Raw genomic sequence first — 9,078 nt, 5'->3', positions numbered from 1 at the left:
ACGTCATCCTGAGCATGGCGAAGGATCTCCTGAATCCAGGGAGATCCTTCGTCGCAGCTCCTCAGGATGACGGCTAAATCCGGGAAGTCCATGCGCCTTGTACAAGAGACTCATGGATACCGTGGGTAAACCACCGCATATAAGGATTTTATACGAATGTGACTTATTGATAAATTTATAGAATCTAACATTGGATGTTGGGTGGAATTAAGCATTGATAGGGAGAACGCATGAAAAGCATTACCATCATTGGAGCTGGTTTGGCCGGTACGCTTTGCTCCTTATATTTGGCACGACGAGGCTATACCGTCGATCTGTTTGAATCACGTTCTGATCTGCGTGACAGTCCAATTGATTATGGTCGTTCGATCAACCTTGCTCTGTCTTGTCGAGGTATAACCGGCCTTAATGCGATGTCTTTGATGGATGACGTGAATAAAATAATGGTGCCCATGCGCGCTCGTGCGATTCATGAGGCGAATGGTGAAATTCATTATCAACCATTTGGCCGTCATAAAGACGAACATATTAATGCGATATCGCGAACGGATTTGAATGCCTTGTTACTGAATAAGGCGGAACAGACGCAAAAAATTCATTTACATTTTGATATGAAGCTGCTGCATTTGGATATTCCTGGTAAGAAAATCCTGTTTGAAACTAAAGATGGCACGCGTAGCGAATACAGTTATCAACGATTAATTGGTGCAGATGGTGCTCCTTCACAGGTTAGAGACAGCTTGAAAACTGCAGGAATTGTTGAGGCAAGCCGCGATTACCTGTCACATAGCTATAAAGAATTATCTATCAGCAAAACGCACACTGTCGGGATGGCACGCGAGCATTTACATCTTTGGCCAAGAGACTCCTTTATGCTATTGGGTAACCCTAATCCTGATGATTCAATTACAGGCTCATTATTTTTAGCCAATCAAGGGCATGACAGTTTTGCGACTTTGGATAATGAAGAACGCTTGGTTACCTTTTTTCAAAAAGAATTCCCTGATGCATATAAGGCTATGCCGGATTTGGTTAGTGAGTTTTTTGGAAATCCAACGGGTTTTATGAGCACGATAAAATGCACTCCCTGGTATTATCGGGATGAGTGTTTATTGATTGGTGACGCTGCTCATGGTGTGATTCCCTTTTTCGGACAAGGTATGAACAGTGCTTTTGAAGATTGTAGGATTCTTGATGAGTTATTGGAACAATATAATGATGACTGGCTTCATGTCATGCCAGCATTTTACAAACAAAGAAAAGTAAATACTGATGCTGTGGCTCGTATGTCTATGGATAATTACTATGAAATTCATTCCGATATTCGAAATCCTGAATTTATTTTAAAAAAACGGGTTGAGCGTGAGTTGATGCTCAGATACCCAGAACGTTACGTTTCGAAACATGTTTTGGTGATGTTTACTAATACACCTTATGCCCGCGCTTTAGAGTTAGGAGAGGTACAAACCAGACTTTTAGAACAAATTTGTAGCTCAATAACAGATGTTAAGGAGTTAAATTGGAAATATATTGATAAATTAATGCTAGAGTATGACAAAAAATTGGCGAAAATAAATTGATTTAAATTATACCATTCATTTATAAGGTGTTTTTTGGTCAAAATTTTGTCGTTTATTTGGGAGTCAGGGACATTTTTTTGTCGCTACCTGAGATTTAGTAGCGGGAAACATAAATAAACATCAATGCTTTGATTTGTTTTAGCTCTTTTTGGTTAAAAAGTTGGCATGCGTGATGCACTTATAATTTTGTCGAAATTACTTTTATGCGTGGAGTTCATCATGAAAACTATTCAAGCTTATATCGATTCAAAGCAAAATGAATTTGTGAACCATCCTTTCTTTACTTTATTGGAAGAATTAAACAGCTTGGAAGAAATCAATTACTTTGTTCCTGAATTAACTTTTTGGGCGATGACCTTCCAGGACATTTTACGTATCAATGAAGAACGTGTAAAGGATCCCTACTTAAAGAAAGTTGCTCGTCACCACCGCATGGAGGATGCTGGCCATGAAAAATGGTTTTTGAGTGACAAAAAATACATTAGTGAATTGTGCAATGATTCATCAAGTGCTCGTGATGATGTTGCTTGGTTATACAGCAAAGATTCACAATTAATACGAGATGCCGCCTATGCCATCATGTCAGAAATTTATAAATTGGATGAAGAGATCTTAAATGTAGCATTACTTTTGACTCTTGAGTCTTCAGGACATGTGTTTTTCGAGAAAGTAGTAAAGCAAGTTAAAAAAACTGGCCAGGATAAAAATCTGAAATACTTCTCAAGTTCACATCTTGAAGTAGAAATGGCCCATGCATTATTTGAAGAAGAAATGGAGAAAAAAATATTCGCAGTCCATTTACCAATCAATACTCGTCGTGAAGCTTTAAAAATGATAGACCGTTGCTACGATGCCTTTAACAAAATGTTTGATGGTTTGGTTCTTGCATGTAACAAACGATTAGAACAAGCAAAAGAAAGAGAACCACAACATGTCATTAAATCAGTGGAATATAGAGAAAATCAGACAGTATGAGCAAGAGACAGGACAAGCGTTGCTCAGAGATGAGCAAACGCTTGCTTCTTTTAGCCATGATTTCGGAAATGTGTTTCATTCAACTCCCACCGCTGTTTTTATTCCTGATAGTTCAGATGAATTACAATCCTTTATTCGATTTGCAAACCAACATGTAGTACCTGTTACTGTCCGTGGGAATGGTTTAAGCCAATGTGGGCAATCTCTTTCTGTTGCTGGTGGTGTAGTAGTGTCTATGCAGAATTTTTCAAAAGCTTTGGAATATGAAGGGGAAACCATTTGGGTTGAAGCCAATTCAAGTTGGTCGAATTTATTAGATGCATCATTACCGCATCATAAAGCGCCTTTTGTATTGCCGTATAATTGCAATTTATCGGTAGGTGGTGTTTTGTCTGCGGGAGGGGTAGGGGCTTCTTCGTTTAAATTCGGGGCTATAAATGCTCATGTACAGGCTCTGGAAATTATTGATGGAGCCGGAGTCAAGCATTTAGTTGATAATACCTCTCCATTATTTCATGCTTGTCTTTCAGGGCAGGGACGATTTGGAATAATCACCAAGACGTGTATTAAATTAAAATCAGTGAAGTCTCAGGTTAAAACGGTATGTCTTGTGTATGCCGATCAGAAACAATGGTTTACTGATATAGAGAAAGCAAAAGAGAAGTGTGATTACATGGAGCTTTTTTGTTCCCCTTCGATTCAAGGAGCACAATTAAAGGAGGGGAAACGTGTTCCTATGACTCAGTGGCTTTATGGCATGCATTTGTCTGTGGATTTCGAAAAAAACAGCCCTGATCCTCGTGAGTTGATAGCTCATTTGAAACCCTGGAATATTATCAATGTACAGGAAGAACCAATATCATCTTTTCTTTTAAGACATAACTCCAGGTTTGAGGCAATGAAAATGCTTGGGCAATGGGATTTATTTCATCCGTGGTATGAGTGTTTTATAGGACGGGACGTGTTGCAGGAACATCTACCACATATATTAAAGGAATTACCTGTTTATTACGCTAATCTGGTTCATATAGTTCCAATGGAAAAAATGAAAGCAGGATTTTTAATGCTTCCTGAGGATGATTCTGTATGTTCCTTTATGATCTTGAATCCAGGTGTACCAGCACCGTATAAGGATGGGGTTTTACAAGCGATTAAATCTTTGGACGAATGCTTGATTAATTTAGGGGGAAAGCGTTATTTATCAGGATATCTAGGGGAGGATCTTTCTGACGGTTACTGGAAAAACCATTTTGTAGATCAATATCAATCGTGGATCGATCTTAAAACTCAATTTGATCCCTTGGGAATTTTTAAATCAGTATTGCATACCGCTTGAGGGACATTGGCTAAATACGGGAAATAATCAAAAGTGAGATCGATAATGTATAGAGCGGTATCGATTAACAGTTCTTTACATTCAGAATGTTGAAATAGCACAGACTCGTTTACATCAAGCACACTCAATGATTGACTTTCAAACTCATTGTATTCAAGTGCGCCATTATTGTATTTGTTTTTTAAGAGGTTCAGGTGGACATAGATTGATTTAATTGTATTGGACTCAATGGCATTATTTTTTTTCTTTAATTCTGAAGATTTATTGCTCAATGCTGCTAATAGGGATTCAATATCATTAATTAATCTTGCTTTGTTTAAATCTCTTTTTTCTTTATCAGTAATAACATAATGCACGGTAGAGGGCAGCAATTGCGATAATTCCATATCAGTTTTCTTATTGAGCTCTGGGTCCTGTAAATACACACACTCAACGCTTTTAGGAAGAGCATCAAATAGAATACCCAGTTGCTTATCCGTTTTCTGGCCAAGGTTGTTAAAAGATATATCGAGAATAACTAAACCTGAGGGGAGGTTTTCAAATGCGGCATACAATAATGCGTTTGGTAAATCATTTAAGTGATTGTTGCTCAAAATCAAAGCAGTCAGATTAACCGGAAGAGCTTTCATAAATTGATCAAATATTTTAACGAATCTTAGATTGGGGAAATTATTACTTAAATTAAGACTATTCAAGTTTTTAGGTAGGAGTTTAAAGAACTCCAATAGTTCTCTGAGTGGCATAGAGTATAAGCCATGTTCTGACAAATCGAGAGTGGTTAAATGAGGAGGAAGGGCTTTAAAAATTTGTTCATTATGAATGCTCATCATTTGCTTCACCTAAATTACATTATGAGTACGATTTTACAGTACTAAATTTGAACAGAAATTAGTGCTGTTACGCAAATTTACGCTGGATACCTGTAGGGCAGTATGATTTGAGGGATTTATTCTACGATGATTTGCTGTATGCTATAACTAACCCTATTAAACTCAGACAGAATGCATATCGACGAATGAGTACCTTGCTTTTTTTCAAAAAATTGGAGCAACACTATAACTACATGCTTGAGCCTGTAATTAAGTTTATTGAGGAGAGTGGGGAGTTTATTTCTACTACGCATCTGGAAATTGATTTTACATTAAGGCTTATTTGTAAATTAAGATCGCATTTTAATCAGGATAGCAATTTTACTGCAGATGCATTAGAAGAACTATTAAAGGGTGGGCATATAAGATTCGAAGACAATGGATTATTTTATAATGAATTGGTGGATGAGTTTTATACGAACTTGAGCCCGCGTTACTCGTCTCATAAATCCTCGCAGCAGCAATATTCATTATCAGGCCCTGTGATCAAGGAAGTTCTATTTGGTGTTAGCAAAGATGTGCAAGGTAAAGAGACAACCTGGATTCAGTTCGAAAAGAACAACACTAAAACGTTCATCAGTTTAATTCTTCATTTATTTGACTACATTATGCATAAGTTGACTGGTAAAAACATCGGCCCCTATGGAACGTCAATATTTACAGAAAAGAATCCTTTTATTATTTCTTAAACTCCATGATTGTGAATAATCCCTGAACAGGAGTAGCGTTATTGAAACTAAATCCTGCTGATTCCACAAGCTTACACCAGTGTTTTAGGGTTCTTTGGCTTCCCCCGAGTAAAACCATCATCACTATATCCATCGTTTTATTGGTATGAGGAAGGTTATTCTCGGGAATTACCTGTTCTGCTATGAGCAATGAAGAATTTAGTTTCATTTTAGTGTGGCACTGAATCAGTATTTTTTGTGCTAATTCATCATTAAAGTCATGCAATATGCCTTTGAGTATGCAGGCATCTGCTGAGGGCAGGGTTTTGAACACATTATTATCTATAAGGTTTATCAATTCTGGAGCAAAAATAAAAGGCTGTATATCCAGTTCTGGATAATCTTTTGCTATTGTTACTGCTAAATCTTTACGGCCATAACCTATATCTACCAGGCTTGGATATTGACCAAAATTAAAACTTTTAGTAATTGCCTTATCATCAAAACTTGATAATTTAGACATTCCTTTTTCAAATCGGTTTTTTGTATCAGGATTCTCGTTATGAAATCCGAAAAAATCTATTTCATGTTGTTGCATAAATGCAGGAGTTCCCGTTTTTAGTTGAGTTGGCAAATACGCAAATGCTTGCCACCATGATTCATCGAACATTCCAAATACTTCTTTCATTGAAAAAGGATGATCCTGTCTTAATGGCTCGGATAGAGGAGTTAAAGCATATCCTTCTTCACTTTTAGAGAATAACCCGTAATCAGATAGAAAATTTAATACTCGATTTAATAATTCAGGAATTGTTGATGTTAGTCTAGCGAGATTTGTAATTGAAATTGGCTGCTCAGACATATGGTCTGCTATTCCTAGTTGCGCTACAGCATGAATAGCCCTGGAGACTACATATTCACGGGACATAATCGCTAATTGTAGGTGCGGAGGAGGTTGCTCTTTATTCATTTAAGTCCTTTAAATTTGATTACATAACCCATGGTACGACTGCAAGGTCCACAAGAGGGGCTATTCGTATTAAATAATTTATTTATTATTGTCTGGTTTATATCCAGTATAGATGAAGATCTATTTATTTATGTTAGGATGTGTCCTATTAATTTTTAAAATAGAATAAATGAGTTAGCATCATTGCTTAGGCCTGTTGACATTTCAGTCAGAATTTTCGGCGTGCTGTGGTCGCGCACAACCAAAGGCCTCAAGTTTTCTATTAATAATTTAACAGGGCTGCAGCCAAATGAAATTTGATATTCATCATTTAGTATCACCAAGGTATGCGAAATGGATTATCATCAGTTTAATTTCTCTTTTTTCAGTTTTGATACTATTTGAATACACCAGTCTTTTTTTTCCTGGTAATCAACAAAGTTCGTCATCAGATATAGTGATCAATTCCCAAGGAGAGGCCAAACAAGATTCTTTTAACGCTATTTTGAATACTTCATTATTTGGAGTATATGTTCCTGATAATCTGAATGAAGACAGTGTTAAAAAATCCATGCTGGATGTTACCTTGGTTGGTATTCTTTTGGCTGACGACATGGAAGAATCACAAGTAATTATTCGCTCTTCCAGTGGAGAGGAAAAAACATATAAGCTTGATGATAAAATTCCTGGCGGTGCAGTAATCAAGCGAATTATGGCTGGAGGAGTATTAGTGGAACGCAATGGCAATTTAGAGAGTTTAAGTTTGCCCAAAAATGATTTAACCTTTGAACCAGTAGCAAAGCCTTTAAAAGAGGAATAAAAATATGAAACGTTTATCCCGATTATTAGTAGTACTCATGTTTATTCCAATGATGGCCGCATGTATTGCCAGCTCTTTTAATCTGCGTGAAGGCATCCAAAGTTTTAAAGCACAGGACTATCGACGAGCATTCATCCGTTTAAAGCCTGAAGCAGCAAGAGGCCAGCCTGATGCTCAATACGCGATTGGATACATGTATTACTATGGACAAGGAGTGGTTGAGGATAGAAAAAAAGCCTGGTATTGGATAAATATGGCTGCACAAGCGGGGCAAGCTGATGCTATCGTAGCTACCAAGATTCTTGAGCATGGCAGTCAGGAGAAGAAGAGGGTCTTCCAGAATAAGCAGCTTCAGCACTACCCTAAACCCAAAATACTGTTCTGATCGTTGCAGCGCTTAATTACGTTGCTTTTAATATTAACGAAATTATGTAGCTGCAATAAACCAATATCAGAATTCCTCCATGCCATGGAGATAACTTTTTTTTGTAATGGACGTTTAAAAATATTAAAAGGACGGTTAATGAGAGCAAAACGGGCATATCTCGCCATAGAACAATCGTATTGATTTTTGCGGGATTAATGATGGCAGGAAATGCGATGATTAATAGCAGGTTGTAAATATTGGAGCCTAAAATGGTTCCTATGGCTATTTCCTCTTCGTTCTTAAACGCTGCGGTGACAGAGGTTGCCAATTCCGGCAAGCTTGTTCCTAATGCAATTATTGTTAATCCTGTTGTCAGTTCACTCATTCCAAACCATTGAGCAATAGTTCCTGAACTCGCTATAATGTATTTGGCACTGATGGGCAGGATTACTAGTCCTAAAACAATACTCAGCAGATTAGTTCCTAAAGAGCGACTTAATGATGCTGCTGATTTGAATTTTTTGTAGAAATGATCTTTTTGTGGAGTACGACTTGCCAGATAAATAAAAAAAGACATAACTGCGATGCAACTGATAAGCAGAATACAACCATCTATTTTCCCCAAATATCCATCAAGAATTAAACTGTAGGCAAACAACATTGTAATAATTAAAATAGGATAAGCTTTTTTGAGTGTTGCGTAACTTATGGTAGTGGGTCTTAAAAGGATGGTAATACCAAGAACCAAACCAATGTTTGCAATATTGGACCCAATAGCATTTCCAATCGCCAAATCATTTTTGTCTTTAAGGGCAGATAGAATCGATAGTGCAATTTCCGGGGCAGTCGTGCCAAGAGCTACGATAGTTAGCCCTGTTATGAGCGGCGAAAGGTTAAATCGCATTGCCAAACCTGAAGCTCCAGCAACTAAATGATTTGCTGCCCATAACAGAGCCATAAAACTCATGATAAAAATCAGAATGGTATTCATTAAGGAACTCAAAGTATATTATTAACTGATGATAATACGAGAAGGACTAATAGGATATAGGCCGCATTAAATATGCTTTTCTCTTATAAATTTTGATTTGTGTTTTTATCTCTATTGTAAAACACCCTCTCCCGCGAGTTGGTTTTGATCCTATTTACGTCATTTTTTTCGCGGGCGAGGGAGCCCAAAGGATACAGCATCAAAATTTTCACCCTCGAGAAAGAAAGGCCAAACGAAGCTAAGTCGTTCTAAGGAGTGCCAGGCTGCTAATAAAATACATGAACACAGCACTAAAAGCTCTCTCGCCGCGAAAATGGTTTCAAATTCAGATACAGCCACGGGCAAGGGAGCTTAAAGGATACATCATCAAAATTTTCACCCTCGAGAAAGAAAGGCCAAACGAAGCTAAGTCGTTCTAAGGAGTGTCAGGCTGCTAATAAAATACATGAACACAGCACTAAAAGCTCTCTCGCCTGCGAAAATGGTTTCAAATTCAGATACAGCCACGGGCAAGGGAGCCCAA

The 9,078-nt window shown here is 37.5% G+C and carries 9 protein-coding genes; 6 read left to right on the top strand and 3 right to left on the bottom strand.

Going from position 1 to position 9,078, the window contains the following annotated elements:
• The first annotated feature begins 230 nt into the window (after nucleotides 1–230).
• The 3 genes from Q0495_RS05880 (at nucleotide 231) to Q0495_RS05870 (ending at nucleotide 3,891) form a co-directional block, all read left to right on the top strand.
• Nucleotides 231–1,580: an NAD(P)/FAD-dependent oxidoreductase gene (locus Q0495_RS05880; protein ID WP_298624066.1), complete on the top strand. Its 1,350-nt coding sequence runs from the start codon at nucleotides 231–233 to the stop codon at nucleotides 1,578–1,580.
• Between the two features lie 219 nt (nucleotides 1,581–1,799).
• On the top strand, nucleotides 1,800–2,555 hold the full coding sequence (locus Q0495_RS05875) for a hypothetical protein (protein ID WP_298624064.1): 756 nt from the start codon (nucleotides 1,800–1,802) through the stop codon (nucleotides 2,553–2,555).
• A complete protein-coding gene (locus Q0495_RS05870; protein WP_298624062.1) occupies nucleotides 2,512–3,891 on the top strand; it encodes an FAD-binding protein in 1,380 nt (459 codons plus the stop codon). Before Q0495_RS05875 ends, Q0495_RS05870 begins: the two co-directional genes overlap by 44 nt.
• Here the strand turns inward: Q0495_RS05870 and Q0495_RS05865 are convergent.
• Complete coding sequence (locus Q0495_RS05865; protein WP_298624060.1) at nucleotides 3,843–4,721, bottom strand: hypothetical protein; 879 nt, start codon at nucleotides 4,719–4,721, stop codon at nucleotides 3,843–3,845. The two genes, Q0495_RS05870 and Q0495_RS05865, sit on opposite strands and share 49 nt — an antisense overlap.
• 185 nt (nucleotides 4,722–4,906) lie before the next feature.
• On the opposite strand from Q0495_RS05865, the gene Q0495_RS05860 reads away from it, so the two are divergent.
• The gene (locus Q0495_RS05860) at nucleotides 4,907–5,449 is read left to right on the top strand and encodes a hypothetical protein (RefSeq protein WP_298624058.1); all 543 of its coding nucleotides are present in this window, start codon (nucleotides 4,907–4,909) and stop codon (nucleotides 5,447–5,449) included.
• Here Q0495_RS05860 and Q0495_RS05855 read toward each other — a convergent pair.
• Nucleotides 5,439–6,398: a methyltransferase gene (locus tag Q0495_RS05855; protein ID WP_298624056.1), complete on the bottom strand. Its 960-nt coding sequence runs from the start codon at nucleotides 6,396–6,398 to the stop codon at nucleotides 5,439–5,441. The genes Q0495_RS05860 and Q0495_RS05855 overlap by 11 nt on opposite strands.
• A 289-nt stretch (nucleotides 6,399–6,687) precedes the next feature.
• Here Q0495_RS05855 and Q0495_RS05850 point away from each other — a divergent pair, with 289 nt between their 5' ends.
• Both Q0495_RS05850 and Q0495_RS05845 read left to right on the top strand, forming a co-directional pair.
• Nucleotides 6,688–7,197, top strand: coding sequence for a type II secretion system protein N (locus Q0495_RS05850; protein WP_298624054.1), 510 nt, complete (start codon nucleotides 6,688–6,690; stop codon nucleotides 7,195–7,197).
• Nucleotides 7,198–7,201: 4 nt separating this feature from the next.
• Entirely contained in the window at nucleotides 7,202–7,582 is a 381-nt protein-coding gene (locus Q0495_RS05845; protein WP_298624052.1) for a sel1 repeat family protein, read from the top strand.
• 16 nt (nucleotides 7,583–7,598) lie between these two features.
• Here Q0495_RS05845 and Q0495_RS05840 read toward each other — a convergent pair whose 3' ends face one another.
• Nucleotides 7,599–8,555, bottom strand: a complete 957-nt coding sequence (locus tag Q0495_RS05840; RefSeq protein WP_298624051.1) for a calcium/sodium antiporter — start codon at nucleotides 8,553–8,555, stop codon at nucleotides 7,599–7,601.
• Between the last annotated feature and the right edge of the window lie 523 nt (nucleotides 8,556–9,078).

Origin of the sequence: uncultured Legionella sp. (assembly GCF_937871865.1) — a bacterium.
GTDB lineage: Bacteria > Pseudomonadota > Gammaproteobacteria > Legionellales > Legionellaceae > Legionella.
This window is presented reverse-complemented; position numbering and strand designations above follow the sequence as displayed.